The sequence below is a fragment of the Pseudomonadota bacterium genome, from assembly GCA_039815145.1.
GTDB lineage: Bacteria > Pseudomonadota > Gammaproteobacteria > Steroidobacterales > JBCBZW01 > JBCBZW01.
Genome location: JBCBZW010000026.1, coordinates 22984 through 44541, shown reverse-complemented (window position 1 = coordinate 44541; position 21558 = coordinate 22984). Strand labels below are relative to the sequence as shown.

Below are 21558 nucleotides of genomic sequence, written 5' to 3'. Positions count from 1 at the left end.
CTCAGATCGCTTGGCGGATGTCGTGGGCGATGACCCGTCCATCCAACAGGTTGACGGTTCGCTTAGCCCAGTCCGCATGCGCCGGCGAGTGGGTGACCATGATGATGGTCGCCCCCTGCTCGTTGAGCCCCCGGAGCATGCCCATGACCTCCTCGCCGTGAGCGCTGTCGAGATTCCCAGTCGGCTCGTCGGCGAGGATGAGGTCTGGTGCCACGATCAGGGCGCGCGCCACGGCGACGCGCTGGCGCTGACCGCCGGAGAGCTGCGCCGGCCGATGGTTGGCGCGGTGACCGATACCTACCTGGTCCATCACCTCATCCGCGCGGGATTGCCGTTCTCTGGTGCTCACGTTCTGGTAGAGCAGGGCCAGTTCGATGTTCTCGCGCACGCTCAACTCATCGATCAGGTGGAAGTCCTGGAAGATGATGCCGATGTGCCGCTTGCGCAGGCGGGCGAGGCGGGTCTCGTCGTAGGCGCCGACGTGCTCGCCGCGGAACTCGTAGTCGCCGCGGGTGGGCGAGTCGAGCATGCCGAGGATGTTGAGCAGGGTGGATTTGCCGCAGCCGGACGGGCCCATGATGGCGACGAACTCGCCGGGGTCGATCTCCAGGTCGATGCCGGCGAGGGCGGCAGTCTCGACCTCGGACGTGCGGTACACGCGGGTCACATCGCGCAGGGCGAGGAGGGGCTTCTGGTTGGTGGGCTGGCTCATCAGGTGTTCCTTCTCCGGTAAGCGGTTGGGCTGGCGCTCAGCGATTGGCCGCGAGCACGAGGCGGTCCATGGCGAGAAAACCCGTGTAAGGGCTCACGATGACACGCTCGCCGGGCTGCAGGCCGTCGAGCACTTCGATGTGTTGGGCGTTGCGTCGGCCGAGGCGCACGGCGCGGCGTGCGGCGGTGGTGCCGTCGGCGGTGATCACGAAGACCCAGTTGCCGCCCGTGTCCTGGTAGTAGGTGCCGTTGGGGATCAGCAAGGCCTGGCTCGGGTCGCCGAGCTGCAGGCGCGTCTGCAGGGTCTGTCCCCGGCGCACCTGCGGCGGCGTGTCGCCCGAGAGGCTGAGGTCCACCTCGAACTGGCCGTTGGTGACCTGCGGGTAGATCTTGGTGATCCGTAGATCGACCTTCTGGCCGTCCACCTCGGCGCTCGCTGGCAAGGCGATGTCGACGCGCGGCAGGTAGAACTCATCGATGAGGGCGGAGAGCTTGTAGCGATCGGGGTCGTCGATGTGACCGATGCGCTCGCCACGCGCGAGTGACTGACCGACTTCCACATCGAAGGCGGTGAGCTGGCCAGCCACCGGAGCGCGAACTTCCAGATTCGCTAGGTTCTCCCGTGCCAGGCGCAGGTTGGCACGCAGCTGTTCCGCCGCGGCGGTGAGTTGGCGTAGCTGGGCTTCCTGCAGACTCTCATCCGTCGCCTGCGCCTCGAGGGTCACCTCGCGCAGGGCGCGCTGGTAGGCGAGTTCGTCGCGGGAGTCATCGAACTCGCGCTGGCTGACGTAGCCGTCGCTGATCATGCGTTCGCCGTCCTGCGCGAGGCGCGACAGGCGACGGATCTGGTAGTCCACGTCGATCAGGGTGCGCCGGTGGGAGAGGCGGTTCTGCGCCAGCTGCAAGCGCAGCGTGTCGAGGTTGTTCAGCTGCTGGGTGACTTCGGCCTCGCGGGCGATCACATCGAGCTGCAGCTGGGCGTTGCTGAGGCGCACGAGCACCTGGCCGGCCTCGACCGTCGCGCCGTCCTCCACCAGCACCGCCTCCACGCGACCGCCCTCCACGGCATCGAGGAAGACGGTGCTGCGCGGTACCACCCGGCCACGCACGGGGATGAAGTCCTCGAACATGCCGCGGGTGACCGTGGCGATGCTCACCTGCTCGTGGCCGACCTGCAGGCTGCGCCCACCGTCAGCGAGCCAGCCGCGGGCGAGGGTGAGCCCCACCCCGAGGGTGATCACGGCGGCGGCGCCGATGAGCCACCAGCCTCGTCGATCGCGGGTGACGGGGCGGTCCATGGTGGACCCGCTGCGGGGCGCGGGCCGTGTCGGCACGGCATGCAAGTTGGCGTCGTTCATAGCATCAGCTAGAGCAAACGCTGTGCCAGATTTGAAATGCTCAGCCGTTCAGGGGCTTACGCTGATGCACTGCTGGCCGCCTGTGCGATACTGAACAGCGTACTGTTCGGAATCGGACACTTTCGTCATGGTAGGTCAGCCGCAACCCCGCGACGACGTCGAAGTCGTCCTGGTGGACGACGATGAGGATGTGCTCACAGCCGGGCGCCTGCTTCTGGCGCAGGCCTACGGCCACGTGCGGGCGATCAGCCACCCGAAGGCCATCGGCCCGCGCGGTGCATTGCCCCGCGTGCTCCTGCTCGACATGAACTTCGGTCCCGGGCAGACCACAGGTGAGCAGGGCCTGCATTGGTTGGCTCGCTTGCTCAAGCACGACCCCGATGAAGTGGCGATCATGGTCACCGCCCACGGCGACCTGGGCACGGCGGTGGACGCCATGAAGTGCGGTGCCTGCGACTTCGTCACCAAGCCATGGCAGAACGACCAACTGCTGGCTACGGTCGAGGCCGGCGTGACGCTCGCCAGGACCCGCGCCCGGGCCGGTGGTTCGGCCGGTGGGCGCAACGCCCCCGAGTCGCCCGCCGTCGACGCACCTAAGATCATCGGTGACTCGATGGCCATGCGACGTGTGCTGGAACTGGTGGCGCTCGCCGCGCCGGTGGACGCCAACGTGCTGGTGCTCGGCGAGAACGGCACGGGCAAGGACCTCGTCGCTCGGGCCGTGCACCAGGCCTCGCGGCGGGTGGACGGCCCCTTCGTCGCCGTCGACCTCGGCGCGGTGCCGGACACCCTGTTCGAGAGCGAACTCTTCGGCCACAAGCGCGGTGCCTTCACGGATGCCCGTAGCGATCGTACGGGGCGTCTCGTGAGTGCATCAGGCGGCACGCTCTTTCTGGATGAGATCGGCAACGTGCCCCTCGCCAGCCAGGCGAAGTTGTTAGGTGCCCTCGAGCAGCGGCGCGTGACCCCGGTCGGCGCGACGGCCAGCGAGCCCTTCGACGTGCGCCTGATCGCGGCCACCAACCTGCCCCCCGAGAAGCTTGCGGATCCGCAGACCTTCCGCCAGGACCTGTTGTTCCGCCTGAACACGATCGAGATCGTGCTACCGCCCCTGCGCGAGCGCCCGGAAGATGTGCCTTCGCTGGTGCGGCACTACCTGCCGTACTACGAGGAGCGCTACGAGAAGCCCTCGCGTGAGGTGGACGACGCGGTCCTCGAGGCCCTGGCGACGCACCCGTGGCCCGGCAATGTCCGCGCCCTGCGCCACGCCGTCGAGCGCGCGGTGATCATGGCGGGGGGCGCCGCGTACCGCCTGGAGGACTTCGCCCTGCCCGCCACCGCCCGCGCCGTCGCCACGGCTGCGGCCTCGTCGGGAAGCACGCCCCTGGACCAGGAGCTCAATCTCGACGCGCTGGAACGGCGGGCGGTCTCAGCCGCGCTCAACAAGCACGGTTTCAACATCTCCCGCGCCGCCAAGGAGCTGGGGCTGACGCGGGCGGCGCTCTATCGGCGCATGGAAAAGCATGGCCTCTAGCCTCGGCGTCAGATAATGGCTGGAAGCATGAGCCTTCGTCGCCACTTCGCCGTGCAGGCGACCCTGCGCGCCGTGCTGCTGCTGCTGGTCATGCTGGCGCTCTCGTGGGTGGTGTTTCGCACGCGTTTCGTCATCACGCCGCTGGTATTGGGCCTTCTGTGCGTCGCTTTGGTCACCGAGTTCGTGGTGTTCGTGCAGCGGACCAACCGCGAGGTTGCGCGGTTCTTCGATAGCATTCGCCACGGCGACTTCAGCCACCGCATCGACCCCTCCCTGCGCGGCGCTCGCTTCGCCGAGTTGGGTCAGAGCATGCGCGAGGTGGTGACTCGCTTGCAGCAGCTGCGCCACGCGGGGGAAGAGGACCGGCTGCGCCTGCAGGCCATCGTCGAGCATGTGCCGGTGCCGATGTTCAGCGTCGTCGGCGCGCAGAAGGTGGTCTTGCACAACCACGCGGCGAGACGCCTGTTCGCGACCCACGCCGTGACCACCGTCGCCGATCTGCAGGCGTTCGGTGCCGAGCTGGCGGTGGCCGTTCGCGAACAGGCGCCGGGGCAGAGCTGCGTCGTGCGTCTCACGCTCGCCGATGGGGTGACCCAGCGCATGACGTTGTCCCTCACGGAGATCGTGGTCGGGCAGGTGGGCCAACGCCTGGTCACGCTGCAGAACATCAGCGACGCGCTGGCGGCGAGCGAGCTCGAAGCGTGGCAGCAGATGGGCCAGGTGCTTGCCCACGAGATCATGAACTCCCTCACCCCGGTGGCATCCCTCGCCGGTACGGCGCAGACCCTGTTGGCGGCCGGCACGGAGGAGGAGAACCTGACGCGGGCACGCGATGCGGTGGACACGGTGGCGCGACGCGCGGATTCGCTGATGGGGTTCGTGCAGGGCTATCGTCAGTTCACCCGCTTACCGGCGCCCGTGAGGACCGAGGTGGAGCTAGGAGCACTCTTCGCTGATGTCGCCTCACTCCTGGAGGTGGAGCTCAACCGAGCCAAGGCGACGTTCACCTCGAAGGCACCGTCGGCCGGTGTTCGGCTGCAGGCCGATCGGGCCCAGCTCGAGCAGGTGCTGATCAACCTCGTGCGTAACGCGCTGGATGCTCTCGGCGAGACGCCCGAAGCGACGATACGACTCAGTGCATCCCTGAGCCGGGAGGGGCGAGTCAACATCGAGGTGGCGGACAACGGCCCGGGCGTGCCCGAGGCATTGCGCGAGCGCGTGTTCGTGCCCTACTACACGACGCGCGCTCAGGGCACGGGCGTGGGCCTCGCGCTCACCCGCCAGGTCATGTTGGCGCACGGCGGCGCCGTCGACATCGGGCAAGCGGCGGACCTCGGCGGTGCCAGGGTGACGCTGCGGTTCTAACGCCTCGCGCTCAGGCAGCGCCTTGTTCGGGCGTGGCGGCGCGGTACTCCTGCGCCAGGCGCGTCGCGATCGGGTTGTGGCGCAACCTCGCCTCGATCGCTGTCCACAGGGAGGAGGCGGCGTCGAGCTTGCCCGCGCGCTTCCACGTCAGCGCCAGGAACGCGCGCACCTCCGTGCCCCAGGGCGCGACCGCAGGCCCGGCCTCGTACTGCTTCACCTGTTCGATGGTCTGCGCCAGCTGACGTTCGGCGATCTGCAGCTGGCCGCGCTTGAGGGCGATCAGGCCGCGGGCGTACATGAAGCCGCCGAGCACCAACTCGCTGAGTCCGTCGGGATGCAAGCCGCTCAGCAACGTCTCCGCCTCATCCACCTCATCGGTGTAGCGGGCGAGGGACATCGCCAGGTCCACGCGCATCGGGGCCGGGTCCGGGGCCAGGGCGATCGCGCGGCGTTGCGCCTCGATCACCCTCGGCCAATCTCCCGCAGCGCTGTACAGGGCCGTCAGGCCGTTGACGTAGTCGGCGGCGGAGACGTGATCTTCGAAGGTCTTCCAGTGCGCCAGGGCAGCGCCTAGGTTGCCCTGGCCGGCGAGGATCTTGCCGTGCTCGAGCTCCAGCTGATGGCGGTAGAAGGCATCGAGCGTGCCGGCGCGCGATTGGCAGATGCGCAGCAGCATGGATGCCGCCCGCCAGCGCCCGCCGTTGCGTGCGCGAACCAACCCATCGTAGGCGAGCGCCGGCAACAGGTGGTACGCCACACCGAGCACGGCGAGGCTCAGGTAGGTGAAGGCGGCGTAGTCTCCCCAGCCGTACGGCGGCCCATCGCTCAGCACCCAGGCGACGAGGAGCAGCGGCGGTAGCCAGAGCAGCCAATTGCCCTTGATCATCATGATGAGGTTCTGCCACCAGCTGCCGGTCATGCTCTCGACGTAGATGTCGAGGTCTGCGTCATCGATCTGAAGCTGGCCGCCATCGATGGTCGGGTCGACGACGATCTTCGAGTCCATGAGGCCCATCTGCTGCAGCTGACGCTTGGCATCGACGGTGCTGGTGGCCATGAGCTTGCCGCGCACATCGCCGCGTTCGGGGTCGACCGCCTGATAAACGTATTCGTAACTCTGCGCGGGCGACGCCTCGTCGGCGAGCTCCGGATCGATCCCGTAGATCACCGCCGGTAGGGGATAGCGGACTTCGCTTAGGCGCTGGCGCCGACGGCTGGTGGCGGGCAGGCGCTTCAACACCTCCTCGTAGAGCCGTTTGCCGCGCAGCTCCTGGGCCAGGCATTGGGAGAACACCAGTTCGCTCGCATCGTCCATGACCAGCATGTCGTGCAGGCGATCCTCCGGCAGTCGATCGTGGACCACGTGCAGGTCATCGCCGATGCGCTCCCAGGTGACGGCGTCGAGTCGGCTCGCGCGACGGTAGCGATCCAGAGCGGCTTCCTCCACCTGGTCGAGCCACGCCGAGTGCTGACTGTTGGCGGCCAGTTCGATCTGCGCCGCCGTGGCGGGCGGGCGGCGCTCGCGGCCCCGCTTCTCGAGCGCGTCGCGCGAAGGGGCGCGCGCGAGCAGGCCATCCATTCGGGCGGCGTAGGCTTGCTCGTAGGCTGCGCGAAAGAGGCGAGCATCCATCGCGCGCGGCGTGGTGTCCGCCATGGCATCTTCCAGATGCGTTAATGCTTGTTCTGGCGTGAGCGTGGGGAGCACCGTCCAGCGCAGGCGTTCGGATTGCGCGGCAGGCGTTGGGCCGGAGCCTATCGCCAGCACTCGGTCGTCAGTCGTCACTGCGAAGCACTCCAGATGGCAACCGCCCTCGTGGAGGATCAGGGCGGCACCGATACCCTTCTCTGGGTGGTGCATGGCGCGCAGGATCGGCAGCTCGTAGGACTCGCTCTCGTAGTCGCCGAGCGGGCGGAAGCCGAGGCTGCGCAACGCGCGGTTGCGTTCTTCGAAGCCTGAGTCCGCGATGGGGTCGCTACCGGCGTAAGGCTGCAGCTTCAGGCGGGCGGGGCGATTGACCGTCACATCGATCAGTTCACAGGCGACGCTCCAATCCCCCACCTTGCGTGCCAGCCAGCGCCGTGCGAACCACAGCGCAATGCCGACGCCGACGGCGAGTACCAGTACCACCGCGGCGACGATCATCAGGAACGTGCCCATGCAAAGATCTCCTCCAGGCGAGGCTCCGGACCTTGCCTGAGGTGTTGCGCTTCTAGAAGCTGCGCGGGTCTCGAAAAAATCTCGGGGAAGGGAGATTCGAGCGCTGGTGCTCAGAATACGGTGGGGCAGTCGCGAACCATGCCGGCCCAGGAGATGCGCGCCGGAGCGCTCAGGTGCGTGAGGCGGTCACGTCTACGTGCAGCACCAAGGCCTGGCCCGGGTGAATCAGCGCATCACGCGGGATGCCGTTCCACCCGGCGATCTTGTTCACCGACACGTTGAACTTCGCCGCGATCGCTCCCAGGGAATCCCCCGAACGGACCCGGTAGGTCACGGTACGCACAGTGGCGCCTCGGCTGCGGGCGCCTGAAGCATCGGTGCTCCCTTGGGGCACGATGATCTTCTGGCCGATCTGCAGGTAGTCCTTCGGTCCCACGTGGTTCACGCGCATGAGCGTGCGGGTGGAGACGTCGTAGTCACGGGCGATGGTCCACAGGGACTCACCGGCCTGCACCACGTGCACGGCGCCGCCACTCGCCGCCGCGTGCGCGCTGGGGTCGGGTAGGCGTCCGCGGCTAAGCTCGAGGTCGGGATCAGCAGGTGATCGCCCGCGCGAATGCGTGAGCTCGAGAGTTGGTTGATGCGCTTGAGGGTGGCGACGTCCGTGTCGTACGCCAGGGCGATACCGCCTAAGGTCTGGTTTGGGCGGATCCGATGGCGGCTCCAGGCAACGCGTTGGTCGTCCGGGATCGCGCTGAGTGCTGCCTGGGCGGCATCGGCGCGATCGGCGGGGACGATCAGGCGGTGCGGGCCGTCCGGGTGGGTCGCCCACTGATTGAGGGCCGGGTTCAGGGCGTAGAGCTCATCCACGGTAAGGCCCACCGCGTCAGCCGCCCGGGCCACGTCGATCTGCCCTCCGGTCTCCACGCTGGCCGTGGCGCTGGTGTCGGCTGGGATGCCTTCGAAGGGCAAGGCCACCTCGTAGCCGTTCGGATCAGCGGCGATGGCGGCGAAGGCTAGCAGGCGCGGTACGTAGGCGGCGGTCTCGCGGGGCAGCTTGAGGTCGAAGAAGTCGGCGTCCGGGCCGGCGCGGCGAACAGCGCGGGCGACGCGGCCTTCACCGCAGTTGTAGGCCGCCACCGCCAAGGTCCAATCGCCGAAGCGCTCATGCAGCGCTTGCAGGTAATCGAGGGCGGCGTCGGTGGCGGCGATCGGATCGCGCCGTTCGTCCACCCACCAGTCGATCTTCAGGCCGTAGCGCTTGCCGGTAGCGGGAATGAACTGCCACAGGCCCGCCGCGCCCCCCGGGGAGAAGGCGAGGGGATCGAGGGCGCTTTCGATGATCGGCAGCAGGCACAGTTCGGTGGGCAGCCGGCGTTCGCGGACGTCGGCGCAGATCTCCGCCAGGTAGCGCTCGACCCGTGGGCGCAGGCGCTCCAGGTACGTGGGGTGGCGCTCCAGCCAGGCCAGGTGTTGCTGGACGCGTTTCTCGTCCGTGGCATGAGCCAGCTGAAATCCGTCGCGGATCTCATCCATCAAGGTGGCGGGCGGCGGCGGCTCAGCGGCGACGGCCACCGGCGCAGGAGCGGGTTCGTCGACGATGTGCGCGTCGTCCTCGGCGAGGGCAGCGCTCAGCGCAGGCGGGGGAACAGGATCGGGCTCTGGCGGCGCGCTGGTCTGGGCGGTGGGCGGTGAGGTGAGCGTTGCGCAGGCGCTCAAGCTTGCCGTCGCCATCAGGGCGGCCAGAGTTCTCGTCAAGGTTCCTTCCCCCGGAGGAATGTCGAAGCGCGACAAGCTACGCGAAGTCGCGGGTCGACGGCAAACCCGGGGCGGGCGACGACAGGTGGTCGGGTGTGGACCGGGCGTTCAGCGACGCTTCAAGGCACCGCAGGACTTGCGCACGATCAGCTCCATGGGCAGCTGGGCGCTGTGCGTAGGTTCGCCCTCGATCAGCTTCAGCAGGTTGTGCACGAGGCGCTCACCCGCCTGGGCCGTGTCCTGGCGCACGGTGGTGAGGCCGGGGTACACGTAGGCGGCGGCGGGCAGATCGTCGAAGCCGATCACGCTGACCTCTTGGGGGACGTCTATCCGCGCGTCGTGCAGGGCGCTCATGGCGCCGATGGCGATCAGATCACTGGCGGCGAAGATCGCATCGAAGTGGGCGCCGCTCGCGAGCAGGCGTTGCGCCGCGTGGTAGCCGTCGCGCTCCTGGCTGATCGCCTCCTCGAACAGGCGAGGGTCCGGGCTCATGCCGGCTTCTTCCAACACGGCGCGGTAGCCTCGGTAGCGATCGCGGAACTCGGGACTGCCGGGGGAGGCGCCACCGATGAAGGCGATGCTGCGCCGTCCGAGGGCGACCAGGTGGCGCACGGCCTGCATGGCGCCGTCGTAGTTGTCGCAGCTCAGCGAATGGCCAGGGCGACCCTCCACCGGTGGCCCCCAGATGATGAAGTGGGCGTCGGCGTCTACCAACGCCTTCAGCTTCTCGCCGTAGTTCAGGTAGTCGCCGTAGCCGAGCAGGATGATGCCGTCGGCGCGATTGCTCGCCTCGTAGGCCGGCGTGAAGTGATTGAGCTGTTGGAAGGACACCAGCACGTCGTAGCTGCAGGCGGCCGCGGCCCGGGTGATGCTGCCGAGCATAGATAGGAAGAAGGGGTTGATCTGCGAGTCATCGCTGGTCGGGTCTTCGAACAGCAGCAGAGCGAGGGTGCCGCTGCGCCCGGTGCGAAGGCCCGCGGCGTTGCGATCGACGCTGTAGTTGAGCTCCTGGGCGACTTGAAGGATGCGCTCCCGGGTCTCCGGCCGTACCAGCGGGCTCCCGCGCAGGGCGCGCGAGACCGTGGCCTGGGAGACGCCCGCGGCGTGGGCGATATCCAGCGATGTCGTCTTGTGCACCCTGCTGCTCAAGGCATCCCCTCATTGCCCTGCCGACCGGTGGTGTGGCCCCGCCCCTATTGCGCCTCCCTCGTGCGCCGCGGTGCACAACCGTTTGCATACGTTTTCACGTTTTTGTATCGACGGATCGCGTTAGCATCGATTGGAAGATAATCCAAAGAATACCCGTGGGGGGGAACACATGGTAGCCGCCAGGCTTAGGGGGAAGAGTATGGAAGGTCAGGGAGCAACGCTGTCCTTGTCGTTGGCCGTCGCCGCAGCGCTGTACGGAGGCGCCTTGATGGCGCCGGTGGCCATGGCCCAGGACGAGAGCGCCAACAGCGCACAAGATGATCCGATGATGGAAGAGGTGCTGGTCACCGGCACCCGGGGACGCCTCATGCGCGCCCAGTCCTTGAAGCAGGACAGCACCACCATCGTCGAGGCCCTCACGGTCGATGACATCGGCCAGTTACCCGATACCAGTATCGCGGAATCATTAGCGCGCCTTACGGGTTTGGCAGGTGAACGGCGCAACGGCCGCACCTCCGGTATCTCCGTGCGCGGCTTCCGCGAAGACTTCGTGGGCACCACGCTCAATGGCCGCGAACTGCTGGGAATCGGCGACAACCGCGGGGTGGAGTTCGATCTCTACCCCTCCGAGATTCTAAGCGGTGCGTTGATCTACAAGTCCATGGAGTCGAGCCTGTACGTGCAGGGCATCGGCGGCGTGGTGGACCTGCGTACGACCAAGCCGCTCGAGTCGGCGTCGTACCTCACGACCAACCTCTCCTACGAGCAGAACGGTCAGTCCTCGGCCAACCCGGACTTCGACGACAACGGCTATCGCCTGGCCCTCGGCTTCTCCGATCGCTTCGCCGACGACACCGTTGGCCTGGCCTTCGCCGTCACCCACACGGAGTCGCCGAGTCAGGAAGAGCACTTCCGCGGTTGGGGCTACCCCACCGTCGACCCGGCCAACGCTGCCGACGGCGTCACCCTCACGGGCGATGAGACCGTGGTGGGTGGACACGACTCCTTCGCGCGCTCGGCGAGCCTCGAGCGGACCGCCGCCACAGCCGTCCTCCAGTTCGAGCCTTCGGAGAAAGTCACTGCAACTCTCGACGCTCTTTACATTGATTTTCAGGAGGACGAAGTCTTCCGCGGCGTGGAGGAAGGCGGCGCTGTCTGGGGCACCGGCGACTACACGGTGACTAGCGCCGAGAATGGCTTCGTCACCGGCGGCGTGATCGACGGTGGCTTCCTGTCCGTGATCCGCAACGACGCGGAACGCACCCGCGGTGAGCTGACCACCTTCGGGGCCAACCTCGAGTTCCGCCCGACGGAGAACTGGGTGCTCGGTGTCGATGCGTCTTACGGGGAGACCCAAAAGCGCATCACCAACATCGAGAGCTACTCCGGCGTGGGCCGCGCGGGCCTGGATACGCAGGGCGATCCCACGGTGCGCAGCTTCCAGTCCGGCCCCGACGGCACGGTGTACAGCGGCGAAAACCAGGACCTCACGGACTTCGACATGATCCGCCTGGCCGGGCCCCAGTCCTGGGGTGGTGCTCTAGCCCCGGTCGATGCCTTCGCGCCCAACGACGCGTTCCCCAACATCGGCCCCTCCCAGGCCCAGGACGGCTTCGTCAACGAGCCGATCTTCGATGAGGACCTGACGGCGATCGCCTTCAACGGCCAGCGCTACTTCGAAGGCGCCTTCCTCGATCGCCTCGGCTTCGGCTTCCGCTACTCCGATCGCAGCAAGTCGAAGGACAACGACGGCTTCTTCCTGACCGCCCCCACCTTCCCCGAGGACGCCCTGATCCCCGAGGAGGTGCGCGCGGGCGCGACGGACCTGAGCTTCATCGGCATCCCCGGTGTGGTGGCCTACGATGCCCTGGCCCTGTTCGATAGCGGCTTCTACACCGCGACCGACGCTTCTGCGTTGGAAACGGGTCGCCTCGGCGACACCTACACGGTGAATGAGGAACTGCTGCAGTTCTACACCCAGCTCGACTTCCGCCATGACTTCGCCGCCTTCGGCGTCAGCGGTAACGCCGGCGTGCAGGTGGTGAATACGGATCAGCAGGCGACGGGCTTCTCCACCCAGACCGGCCCGGACCTGTTCGTGCAGGCAACGCCCGTCGAGGGCGGCGACGACTACACGGACATCCTGCCGAGCTTCAACCTGAACTTCGACTTCAACAACGGCCACAAGGTGCGCCTGGCGGCGTCGAAGACCTTGAGTCGTCCGCGCATGGACGACATGCGACCCAACACGACGGTTTCGTTCAACTTCAACGCAGCCAACGTCGCCGCGACCGATCCGGCCGCCGGCCCTTGGGGCGGTAACGCGGGTAACCCAGCGCTACGACCGCTCGAGGCCAACAACGTCGACCTGGCCTACGAGTGGTACTTCGCGGACGACGGCTTCCTCTCGGTCGGGTTCTTCTACAAGGACCTGGTCAACTGGCACCGTGAAGGCGCCTTCATCGCGGACTTCAGTTCGTTCTTCATCCCCGGCTACCACCAGGCGACGGCTGACAACGGTGACATCATCACCCCGGGCACCTTCGACGGCGTGGTCACCTTCCGCGAGGATGGTCTCGAGGGTGACGTGCGCGGCTATGAGTTCCAGGCCAACGTGCCCTTCCACCTCTTCCATGAGGCCCTGGATGGCTTCGGCGTCTCGCTCGGCGTCGCCATCATGAGCGGCGGCTTGGAAGACGGCGGGCGAGTGCCCGGCCTCTCCGATGAGAACTACCAGCTGACGGCCTTCTACGAGAGGGCGGGCTTCGAGATCCGCGTCTCGGGTCGTCGGCGTACGGACTTCCTCACGGAGGCTCGTGGCTTGAGCCTGGCCCTGACCCCCCTAACGGACCAGGGCGCCGAGTTGTGGGACGCGCAAATCGCGTACGACTTCGGGGCTGGCGGCTTCGATCGTCTCTCCGGTCTGCGTGTGGCCTTGCAGGGGCAGAACCTCACCAACGAGGTGACCACCCTCACCAACGAGGATTCCCGCGAGGTGCTGCAATTCCAGACCTTCGGTGCCACCTACCTGCTGCGCGTGAATTACCAGTTCCGGTAGTTCTCACGCACTAAGGGATGGGTGAACACGACGCCCGGGCGCTTTGCGTTCGGGCGTCGTGCCATACTGCGGGGGAAAAATACGCCGCGCCTTTCGTAGGCGCCGGCGACGCCTACGCGACATCGCGGTCGCAGGCGCTCGAGGGGAGCAGCTCATGGGACAGCTAACGAAGAAGGTAGTGATCGTGGGGGGCGGCACGGCCGGCTGGATGTCCGCCGCGTTGCTCGCTCGCGTGCTGGGCAAGCAGGTGGAGATCGAGCTCGTCGAGTCCGACGCGATCGGCATCATCGGCGTCGGCGAGGCGACGATCCCGCCGATTCAGCACGTGAACGCCGTGCTCGGCCTGGACGAAGCGGAGTTCCTGCGCGAGACCAAGGCCACCATCAAGCTCGCCATCCGCTTCGAGAATTGGCGCGTACCGGGCGAGCAGTACTACCACACCTTCGGCGCCCCCGGCCGCAGCCAGGCCTTCTGTCACTTCCACCACTTCTGGACCCGCGCCGAGCAGGCGGGCCAACGCAGCAACCTGTGGGATTACGACCTCAACTACCTCTGCTGCGAGGCGGGAAAGTTCGCCAAGATGAAGGTGAGCGATCCCATGTACGAGCTCCCCTACGCCTATCATTTCGATTCGTCGCTCTACGGCCAATACCTGCGCCGCTACAGCGAGGGGCGTGGCGTCACCCGTACGGAGGGGTTGATCCGCACCGTCGACCTTCACCCCGAGAACGGTCATGTCACCCGCCTGCACCTGGACAACGGCAAGCAGGTGGAGGGCGATTTCTTCATCGACTGCTCCGGCGGCCGCGGGCTATTGATCCAGCAACACCTGGGCGTTGGCTTCGAAGACTGGGGGCACTGGTTGCCCTGCGACCGCGCCCTCGCCGTGCCGTCGAAGCGCTTCGATGAGACCGCCCCGTACACCCGCTCCATCGCCCACGGCGCCGGCTGGCAATGGCGCATTCCGCTCCAACACCGCAACGGCAATGGCCTCGTCTACAGCAGCCGCCACTACAGCGATGACGAGGCGGCGGCGCTGCTCATGGGCAACCTCGACAGCGAGGCGCTCGAGGGCGAACCACGTTTGATCCGTTTCCGCACCGGGCGGGCGCGCAAGCAATGGCACCGCAATGTCGTGGCCATCGGTCTCTCGAGCGGATTCCTGGAGCCGCTCGAGTCCACCAGCATCTACCTGATCCAGTCCGCCATCGTGCGCCTGGTGAAGATGTTCCCCCACGCCGGCGTGCTGCCGACGATGGTCGACGAGTACAACCGCCAGTCGCAGGTGGAGTTCGAGTACATCCGCGATTTCATCATCCTCCACTACCACGTGAACGAGCGAGACGACACGCAGTTCTGGCGCGACCTGCGAGACATGGAGGTGCCGGCTCGCCTGCGCGAGACGATCGAGGTGTTCCGCGAGAGCGGTGCCCTGTTCCCCGACAACATGGATATCTTCCTGGAGCCCTCGTGGCTGCAGGTGCTGTTGGGTCAGGGCGTGATGCCGCAGGACTTCCATCCCTTGGCGGGCTCGCTCACGGACGCCCAACTCGCCGAGAAGATGACCACCATGGCGCGGGCGAAGCGCGAGCCCTTGGGGCAGATGCCGAGTCACGACGGCTTCCTCGACATGTTCTGCGCCGCGAAGGCCTAGATCGGGCTCGCGACCTTGGGACTTAAGCATATCGTTATCCTCGGCGGCGGCACGGCGGGCTGGATGGCCGCCAACCTGTTCGCCAAGGCCTGGCCCGCCCACGAGGTGAGGGTCAGCCTCGTCGAGTCGCCACAGATCGGTACCGTGGGTGTCGGCGAGGGCTCCACCCCCACGCTCAAGCGCTTCTTCGAGATGATCGAGGTGCCAGAGGCGCAGTGGATGCCCCGGTGCAACGCCACGTACAAGGTGAGCATCGCCTTCGAGGGCTGGAGCCCGACGTCGGGGCTCGCCCGCTACGCACACCCCTTCGTCTCGCAGATCGACACGCTCTCTCAGAACGCCTTCATGGGCAATTGCCAGCGTCGCCGCTTCGGCCTCGATGTGCACACCGATCCGGGCGATTTCTTCCTGAACGGCGTGCTCGCCCAGGCGCGCAAGGGGCCGCAGGCCGCGGAGACCTTCCCCTTCGTGATGGATTACGGCTACCACTTCGACGCGGGCAAGCTCGGCGCCTTCCTGGCGGAAGTCGCGGTGAGCCGCGGCGTGCAACACCTGCAGCGTCGCGTGGCCTCCGTGGAGCGGGACGAGGCGGGTGATCTCACGGCGTTGATCGCCGAGGACGACGAGCGCATCGAAGCGGACTTCTTCATCGACTGCTCAGGCTTCGCGTCCGTGCTGATCGGGAAGACTCTCGGCGTTCGCTTCGAGAGCTTCGCGGACAACCTCTTCAACGACGCGGCGGTGGTGCTGCCCACCCCGGTGGAGGACACCTTGCCGGTGGAGACCGTGTCCGTGGCCCTGTCCAACGGCTGGTGCTGGCGCATTCCCCTGACCCACCGTTTCGGCAACGGCTACGTCTACAGCTCGCGCTACCTGGAAGCGGAGGCGGCGGAGCGAGAGCTACGGGAATTCCTAGGGATGATGGACAGCGCCGAGGAGGCGCGCCATCTGAAGATGCGGGTGGGGCAGCGCGAGCATCACTGGTCGCGCAACTGCCTGGCCCTCGGCCTCTCCCAAGGGTTCATCGAGCCCCTCGAGGACACGGCGCTCCTGCTCACGCAGATCAGCGTGGAGCTGTTCATTCGCCACTTCAAACAGGGCGCCTTCGAGGCGAGCGATCGCGACGCCTTCAATCGCCTGGTGCACGAGCGCTTCGAACGGGTACGCGACTACATCGTGGCCCACTACAAGTTGAATACCCGTGATGACTCCGCGTACTGGCGCGATAACCGCGACAACATGGCGCTATCGAGCTCGCTGCGGCATCTCCTCGACGTGTGGTATCGCCGCGGCGATCTCACCCAGGAGGTGCAGCGGCAAAAGCTCGAGTCCCACTTCGGCACCCTGTCCTGGCATTGCCTCCTCTCTGGCTACGGCGCCTACCCAGGCCTCGCCGAGGAGCAGGCGCCGGGTAAGGATCTCTATCGGGCGTCCGATGTCGAACGCATGTTGGCGGGCTGCGCGCTCAACTTCCGCGATCACCGCGAGAACTTGGCCGTGCTCGACGAGGCGGCGCGAGGGGGCGGGTGATGGCGTCACGCATGAGTGCGGATCCGCCGACGATCGCCGTCAACCCTGCCGCCAAGGTCGAGATCCGTGAGATCGGGGATGGCCGACGCTGTGCCATCGTAGACGATTTCCTGCAGGATACCGCCTCCCTCGTGCACTACTCGCAGGCCCATGCCAGCGAGTTCCACATCCGCCCGCACACCTACCCAGGCCCGGGACGGGTGATTGGCGCCTTGTGCATGGAGGAGATTCAGCGCTTCATCCGCAGTCAGCTCTCCCGCCACTTCCCGTTCCACCGCAGCGCCATCAAGCTCACGGCAGGGTTGTCCATGGTGACCCTGCGACCGGAGCAACTGTCGAACTTCCAACGCATCTGCCACATCGACCCGCGCCACGCTGAGGACCGGCGCACCTTCGCGGGGCTGGTGTACCTCTTCGATAAGCCCGAGCTCGGCGGCACGGCGTTCTATCGCTGGAAGCAGCAGGCGATGGCGTTCGAGGCGATGGCCATGGAGCTACGCGATCCACAAGCCGCTCACCGCTTGCTGCAGGAGCGATCGGCCTACTACCGCGAGGCGCCGCGCTACATGACCGAGAGCAACGATGTGGCGGAGCTCATGGAGGTGGTGCCGGCGAAGTGGAACCGCTTCGTGTTCTACGACGGCGAGTACCCGCACTCGGGCCATATCACGCGCCCGGAGTTACTCACGCAGGATTTCACCACGGGCCGCCTGTCCCTCAACCTGTTCGCGAGCGTGAGGCCCACCGCCGACGATACGGCCCCGCCCTAGGGGCGACTACCCGCCGCGCTTGCGTTCGTACGCCTCGATCTGACTGGTCAGCTGGGTACGGCGCGCCGGCGAAAGGCTCATCCGCTCCAACTGCGCACGCGCTGCCGACGGATCTCGCCGTGCTAACCTACTGATAATATTCGTTGCCGTATTCTCCCGCTGGCCGGGGTCTTGGATTTCGTCCAACCAATCGATCGCTTCATCGAGGAAGTCCGGTTGTTGGTTGATTCCGGTCTGTAGGGCCGAGCTGATCGCCTCGTCACGCCCCGCGCCCCGGCTGAGGTCGCCGGCCCAGGCGATCGCCTGACGAGCATCGGTTTGGGCCCAGACACCGGCGACGGCACGCGCGGATTTTGCCTGTGCCTCGTCATCCAGGCGAGCCACCCAGCGGGCAGCCTCCGTGGGTTCGGCGCGTGCCCATTGGCTCATGAGCTGTGGGGCGAGCCTAGTGGCCCGGGCGGGCTCGATGCGATCCAGCGCGAGCAGCGCACCGCGCGGGTCTTGCTGCACCCAGTTGTTCAGCACGCCCGATAGCGACTCCTCGTAGCCAGGCTCGCCCGCGAAGCGCTGCACCCAGCTCAAGGCGGCAGCCGGTTGCTTGGCGCCGTAGCGGGTGGCCACTTCGTTGAGCGCCTGGCGCCGCTCCGGGCCGTCCAGGGTCTGTACGAGGTTTGCTGCAGCCAGCAGATCCTCCTGGGCCAGCATGCCGATGGTTTGGGGCAGCGCTTGCGCGCGCTGCGCCTCGGGTAGGCGTTCGGCCCAGGCCAGTGCAGCGTAGGGATCGGAACGGGCCCACAGGGTGGCGAGGTTCTGCAGGGCGCCCGTGTACTCCCTCGACCCTTCGGGTAGCAGGGCGAGCAACTGGGCGGCGTCCTCCGGTCGCTGGTCGGCGAGGCGGTTAACCGTCGAGGCGAGCGCCTCATTGCGCATACGTTCGGACGGGGCTGACTCCAGCATCGCGATCGCAGCGCTCGTATCGCCCAGGGCCAGCGCGTTGACCGCCGCGCCGAAGGCCATGGTGCGCTCCGATGCCGACGGCAGGGAATCGATCCAACTCAGCACACCCTTCGGTTGCTGGCGGGCGAGGGCGATCGCAATGTTGGCGACCACCTGTTGCCGCGATCCGGTGGAGCTTAGGCGCGATAGCTGGTCCGCCGCGAGCTGGGCGTCATGTTCGGCCAATTCCCTCAGCACACTTTGGGTGTAACCCGTGTGCCCTTGCACGGACTCCAACTCCTGCGCCCATTGCAGGGCCGCCCGGGGGTCCACCGGCGTCAGGTGGCGCAGGATCTTCATGAGCTGTTGTCCACGCTCGGAGCTGCGTCGGCGTTGGGAGATTTGGGCGATGGCAGCGCGGGGATCACGTTGTGCCCAGCGGTCGATCACGGCGCGTTCGAAGGCGAGCCGCGCGTTGGCATCCTCGATGAGCGAACCCTGGGCGAGGGCAGCGTAGGGATCGGTATCCGCCCACAGTCGTGCGATCGTTGCCACCTGTTTCCATCGCGCTACTGGGTCCGTCGACGCGAGTGCCTTACTTAGCGTACCTGCTGGGTCGTTAGCCACGTCTCGTGCGAGCAAGCGACGTCGCGCCGATTTGGCCTGGTAGGTGGCGGGCAAGCGGGAGATGATCCAATCCACCCGCGACGGATCCAGGTCTGCCCAGGTGCCGACGATCGTGTCCCCCGCCCCCTGGCGCAAGGGTGTGGACTGCAGCTCGCGCACGCCTTCGATCGCCGCCTCGAGATCCACCTCCGCCCAGGTGCCGAAGACGATGCGCGTGAAATAGTCCGCATCCACGGTGGCGGCGCGGTTGATCTGCGCCAGGGCCTGCTCCGGTGAGAGTTCCGTGAGCCGTTGCAGGAAGATGCCGGCCGCCGCGCCACGACCGCCGGCGCTCTGACCGGTGCCGGCCATGCGTTCGATGCCTTCGCGTAGGAATCCTGCATCGCTCTGCGAGGCCAGGCGGTGCAAGGCGAGGTCGCGGCCGAAGGGGGTGCTGACGGCGAGGGCCGACGCCAGATCGGGCGGTAGGGTCGAGAGGGCCTCGGGGGTGGGCGCCGACGGCAGCGGGGCGGGTGCCACTGCCTGGCGGCTGCTGCGCAGCGTGTCCGGCGTTCGGTCCGTAGACGGCGGTGGCCGGTTGGTCAGCGACGCGCTCAGGACGGCGCCGACGGTGAGCCCTCCCAGGGCGACGACTAGTAGGCGAACACCTGGGGACATGGACGGCAGGCCTCGGTCGATATCAGCACCGCCTCACGATGCCAGATCGCGCCCACCTGCGCACCCCGTGAAGCTACCGCTCGCCGGCTACCTAGGGAATTGCTTTGCGTGTCAGGGGCCTACCGTGAAACGGGCGTGACCCTCGCTCGGCCGTGCCGATCATCCCTCGCGCGTGGCGACGGCCAGGCGCTTCATCGTCGTGCCCTGCACCAGAATCGAGAACACCACCACGCAGTAGGCCACGGCCACCAGGATCTCCCGTTCCGCACTCGGCGGCAGGGAGAGCGCCAGGGCGACCGAGATACCGCCGCGGATGCCGCCCCAGGTCATCATCCGCACCACGTTGGGTGGGAATTCCTGGCGCGCGCGCAGCAGCTGCACGGGCCCGAGCACGCTCAGCCACCGCGCCACCAACACCAGGGGGATGACCAGCACGCCCGCGGCGAGCTCGCGGCCCCCGAAGGTGATGGCCAGCACTTCCAGGCCGATGATCAGGAACAGGACGGCGTTCAGGATCTCGTCGATCAGCTCCCAGAAGTCGTCGAGGCGCAGGCGTGTCTGCTCGGACATGGCGAAGGCTCGGCCGCGGTTGCCGATCAGCAGTCCCGCCACCACCATGGCGATCGGACCTGATAGGTGAAGCGCGTGGGCGAGGGTGTAGCCACCGGCCACCAGGGCCAGGGTGAGGAGGATCTCCACCCGGTAGTTGTCGATCGGGGCCAGCAGGCGGTAGACGATCCAGCCGAGGGCGAGACCGAGCACGGCGCCGCCCACCGCTTCATGCACGAACAGCTCGGCGATGTGCAAGGCGCTCGCCTCATCCCCCTTCACCGCGATGCCGCTGACCACGATGAACACCACCACGGCCACGCCGTCGTTGAACAGGCTCTCGCCGGCGATCTTGGTTTCGATCGCTTTGGAGACGCCGGCGGACTTGAGCACCGCGAGCACGGCGACGGGGTCGGTGGGGGCGATCAGGGCGCCGAAGAGCAGGCCGTAGATCCAGGGCAGTTCGATGCCGAGCAGGCCGAAGAGCAACCAAGCGCCCGTGCCCACCACGAAGGTTGTGAAGACCACGCCGAGGCTCGCGAGGATGCCCACCAGCCAGCGGTAGCGCGCGAGCTCCTCGAGCTTCACGTGCAGGGCGCCGGCGAACAGCAGGAAGCTCAGCATGCCGTCCATGAGCGCCTGGTCGAAGTCGATGCCGCGCACGATGTCGCGCGCCTCGCCGAGCTGCGCCTCGAGGCCGAAGTTGCCTGCGAGCACCAGGAGCAGGGAGGTGCACATGGCGAGGAGCATCACGCCGATGGTCATGGGCAAGCCGATGACGCGATGGTTCAGGTACGCAAAAGCTGCCGCCAGCGTGAGCAGCAGGGCGCTGAGTTCGAGGATGTTCATGGGCTCTTCGTTGGGACTGGGTGCGCGAGGACGATGAGTGTACCCCAGTCAAAAACGATCGGTGACGACATCACCCAATGTCCTGTCCCACAAGTTCGTTGAAGAATTCGCGGGACAGGACACTAGCTCGCCAGCCAGATGTAGTGGTAACCCCCCTTGCCCGGTCGGTGAGGGCGCACCTTGTGTTCACGTACCTGATAGCCGCTTTTGTGCAGTCGTTGGACGAAGGCGCGATCTGGCCCAGCGGACCAGATGGCGAGCACACCGCCTTCGCGTAAGGCGCCGCGGGCCGCGCTGAGCCCCTCGAGGGAGTAGAGCCAGTCGTTGTCGGCGCGGACCCATCCCTCGGGTCCGTTGTCCACGTCAAGGAGGATGGCGTCGAAGCCCGTGCCCGGGCGCTGCAGCAGCTTGGCCACGTCGCCGACGAACACGCTCGCGCGCGGATCGTCCAGCGGATGACCTGCCGGCGCCCCGATCCACTGTCGATTCCAGTCGACCACCTCCGGGACCAGCTCCGCGACCACCACCTCAGCTCCCTCACCCACCGCGTCGAGCGCCGCCCGCAGGGTGAAGCCGATGCCGAGTCCGCCCACCAGCAGGCGCGGGCTCGGGTGGCTGGTGAGGTGGGTGGTGGCGAGTTCCGCAAGGGCCCGTTCGGAGCCGTGCATGCGGGTGGTCATGAGATCGCCCAGGCCGAGGACCTTGATCGAGTAAAGATCGCCCGACTGGTAGAGGTGCAGTTCCTTCTTCGTGTCGGGGATCGGGGCGGTGGCGAGAAGCTTGCGCGGGAGCATGGGCCCTGGATGAGTGCGATTGATCGACGACGATCGTGGGGAGGGGGACGGTCAGCAGTCTAGGGGAGGGGGTAGCGGGCGCTCAAGCGGCGCTCGCGCCC

15 protein-coding genes are annotated in these 21558 nt (G+C 67.1%); 6 read left to right on the top strand and 9 right to left on the bottom strand.

All coding sequences use genetic code 11. The features are described from left to right. Position 1: 1 nt before the first annotated feature. A complete protein-coding gene (locus tag AAF184_09430) occupies positions 2–712 on the bottom strand; it encodes an ABC transporter ATP-binding protein (GenBank protein ID MEO0422543.1) in 711 nt (236 codons plus the stop codon). Between the two features lie 37 nt (positions 713–749). Continuing rightward, positions 750–2069: an efflux RND transporter periplasmic adaptor subunit gene (locus AAF184_09425; protein ID MEO0422542.1), complete on the bottom strand. Its 1320-nt coding sequence runs from the start codon at positions 2067–2069 to the stop codon at positions 750–752. A gap of 127 nt (positions 2070–2196) precedes the next feature. On the opposite strand from AAF184_09425, the gene AAF184_09420 reads away from it, so the two are divergent. Together AAF184_09420 and AAF184_09415 are read left to right on the top strand one after the other, a co-directional pair. Continuing rightward, complete coding sequence (locus tag AAF184_09420) at positions 2197–3603, top strand: sigma-54 dependent transcriptional regulator (protein ID MEO0422541.1); 1407 nt, start codon at positions 2197–2199, stop codon at positions 3601–3603. A 27-nt stretch (positions 3604–3630) separates the two neighbouring features. After that, complete coding sequence (locus AAF184_09415; protein ID MEO0422540.1) at positions 3631–4968, top strand: ATP-binding protein; 1338 nt, start codon at positions 3631–3633, stop codon at positions 4966–4968. A 10-nt stretch (positions 4969–4978) separates the two neighbouring features. Here AAF184_09415 and AAF184_09410 read toward each other — a convergent pair whose 3' ends face one another. The 4 genes from AAF184_09410 to AAF184_09395 form a co-directional block, all read right to left on the bottom strand. Next, positions 4979–7126: a hypothetical protein gene (locus AAF184_09410; protein ID MEO0422539.1), complete on the bottom strand. Its 2148-nt coding sequence runs from the start codon at positions 7124–7126 to the stop codon at positions 4979–4981. Positions 7127–7295: 169 nt separating this feature from the next. Next, complete coding sequence (locus tag AAF184_09405; protein ID MEO0422538.1) at positions 7296–7649, bottom strand: LysM peptidoglycan-binding domain-containing protein; 354 nt, start codon at positions 7647–7649, stop codon at positions 7296–7298. After that, a complete protein-coding gene (locus AAF184_09400) occupies positions 7568–8884 on the bottom strand; it encodes a transglycosylase SLT domain-containing protein (GenBank protein ID MEO0422537.1) in 1317 nt (438 codons plus the stop codon). The genes AAF184_09405 and AAF184_09400 overlap by 82 nt, the downstream gene beginning before the upstream one ends. Positions 8885–8992: 108 nt before the next feature. After that, on the bottom strand, positions 8993–10033 hold the full coding sequence (locus AAF184_09395; protein ID MEO0422536.1) for a LacI family DNA-binding transcriptional regulator: 1041 nt from the start codon (positions 10031–10033) through the stop codon (positions 8993–8995). A gap of 199 nt (positions 10034–10232) precedes the next feature. On the opposite strand from AAF184_09395, the gene AAF184_09390 reads away from it, so the two are divergent. The 4 genes from AAF184_09390 (at position 10233) to AAF184_09375 (ending at position 17045) form a co-directional block, all read left to right on the top strand. Beyond that, on the top strand, positions 10233–13091 hold the full coding sequence (locus tag AAF184_09390) for a TonB-dependent receptor (GenBank protein MEO0422535.1): 2859 nt from the start codon (positions 10233–10235) through the stop codon (positions 13089–13091). A gap of 154 nt (positions 13092–13245) precedes the next feature. Then, positions 13246–14745: a tryptophan halogenase family protein gene (locus tag AAF184_09385; protein MEO0422534.1), complete on the top strand. Its 1500-nt coding sequence runs from the start codon at positions 13246–13248 to the stop codon at positions 14743–14745. 15 nt (positions 14746–14760) lie between these two features. Next, positions 14761–16275, top strand: coding sequence for a tryptophan halogenase family protein (locus AAF184_09380; protein ID MEO0422533.1), 1515 nt, complete (start codon positions 14761–14763; stop codon positions 16273–16275). An 11-nt stretch (positions 16276–16286) separates the two neighbouring features. Beyond that, on the top strand, positions 16287–17045 hold the full coding sequence (locus tag AAF184_09375) for a DUF6445 family protein (protein ID MEO0422532.1): 759 nt from the start codon (positions 16287–16289) through the stop codon (positions 17043–17045). Positions 17046–17051: 6 nt separating this feature from the next. Here the strand turns inward: AAF184_09375 and AAF184_09370 are convergent, their stop codons facing one another. From AAF184_09370 to AAF184_09360, 3 genes are all read right to left on the bottom strand, one after another. Then, positions 17052–19265, bottom strand: a complete 2214-nt coding sequence (locus AAF184_09370; GenBank protein MEO0422531.1) for a hypothetical protein — start codon at positions 19263–19265, stop codon at positions 17052–17054. Between the two features lie 159 nt (positions 19266–19424). Beyond that, positions 19425–20663 carry a sodium:proton antiporter gene (locus tag AAF184_09365; protein ID MEO0422530.1) on the bottom strand — a complete coding sequence of 413 codons (1239 nt, stop codon included), beginning with the start codon at positions 20661–20663 and terminating at the stop codon, positions 19425–19427. Between the two features lie 122 nt (positions 20664–20785). After that, positions 20786–21457: a hypothetical protein gene (locus AAF184_09360; GenBank protein MEO0422529.1), complete on the bottom strand. Its 672-nt coding sequence runs from the start codon at positions 21455–21457 to the stop codon at positions 20786–20788. Positions 21458–21558: the final 101 nt, after the last annotated feature.

What these genes read in the sequence shown, in the direction of transcription:
- AAF184_09430 (MEO0422543.1), bottom strand. Translation starts at nt 712, where the DNA reads ATGAGCCAGCCCACCAACCAGAAGCCCCTCCTCGCCCTGCGCGATGTG.
- AAF184_09425 (MEO0422542.1), bottom strand. Translation starts at nt 2,069, where the DNA reads ATGAACGACGCCAACTTGCATGCCGTGCCGACACGGCCCGCGCCCCGC.
- AAF184_09420 (MEO0422541.1), top strand. Translation starts at nt 2,197, where the DNA reads ATGGTAGGTCAGCCGCAACCCCGCGACGACGTCGAAGTCGTCCTGGTG.
- AAF184_09415 (MEO0422540.1), top strand. Translation starts at nt 3,631, where the DNA reads ATGAGCCTTCGTCGCCACTTCGCCGTGCAGGCGACCCTGCGCGCCGTG.
- AAF184_09410 (MEO0422539.1), bottom strand. Translation starts at nt 7,126, where the DNA reads ATGGGCACGTTCCTGATGATCGTCGCCGCGGTGGTACTGGTACTCGCC.
- AAF184_09390 (MEO0422535.1), top strand. Translation starts at nt 10,233, where the DNA reads ATGGAAGGTCAGGGAGCAACGCTGTCCTTGTCGTTGGCCGTCGCCGCA.
- AAF184_09385 (MEO0422534.1), top strand. Translation starts at nt 13,246, where the DNA reads ATGGGACAGCTAACGAAGAAGGTAGTGATCGTGGGGGGCGGCACGGCC.
- AAF184_09375 (MEO0422532.1), top strand. Translation starts at nt 16,287, where the DNA reads ATGAGTGCGGATCCGCCGACGATCGCCGTCAACCCTGCCGCCAAGGTC.
- AAF184_09370 (MEO0422531.1), bottom strand. Translation starts at nt 19,265, where the DNA reads ATGTCCCCAGGTGTTCGCCTACTAGTCGTCGCCCTGGGAGGGCTCACC.
- AAF184_09365 (MEO0422530.1), bottom strand. Translation starts at nt 20,663, where the DNA reads ATGAACATCCTCGAACTCAGCGCCCTGCTGCTCACGCTGGCGGCAGCT.
- AAF184_09360 (MEO0422529.1), bottom strand. Translation starts at nt 21,457, where the DNA reads ATGCTCCCGCGCAAGCTTCTCGCCACCGCCCCGATCCCCGACACGAAG.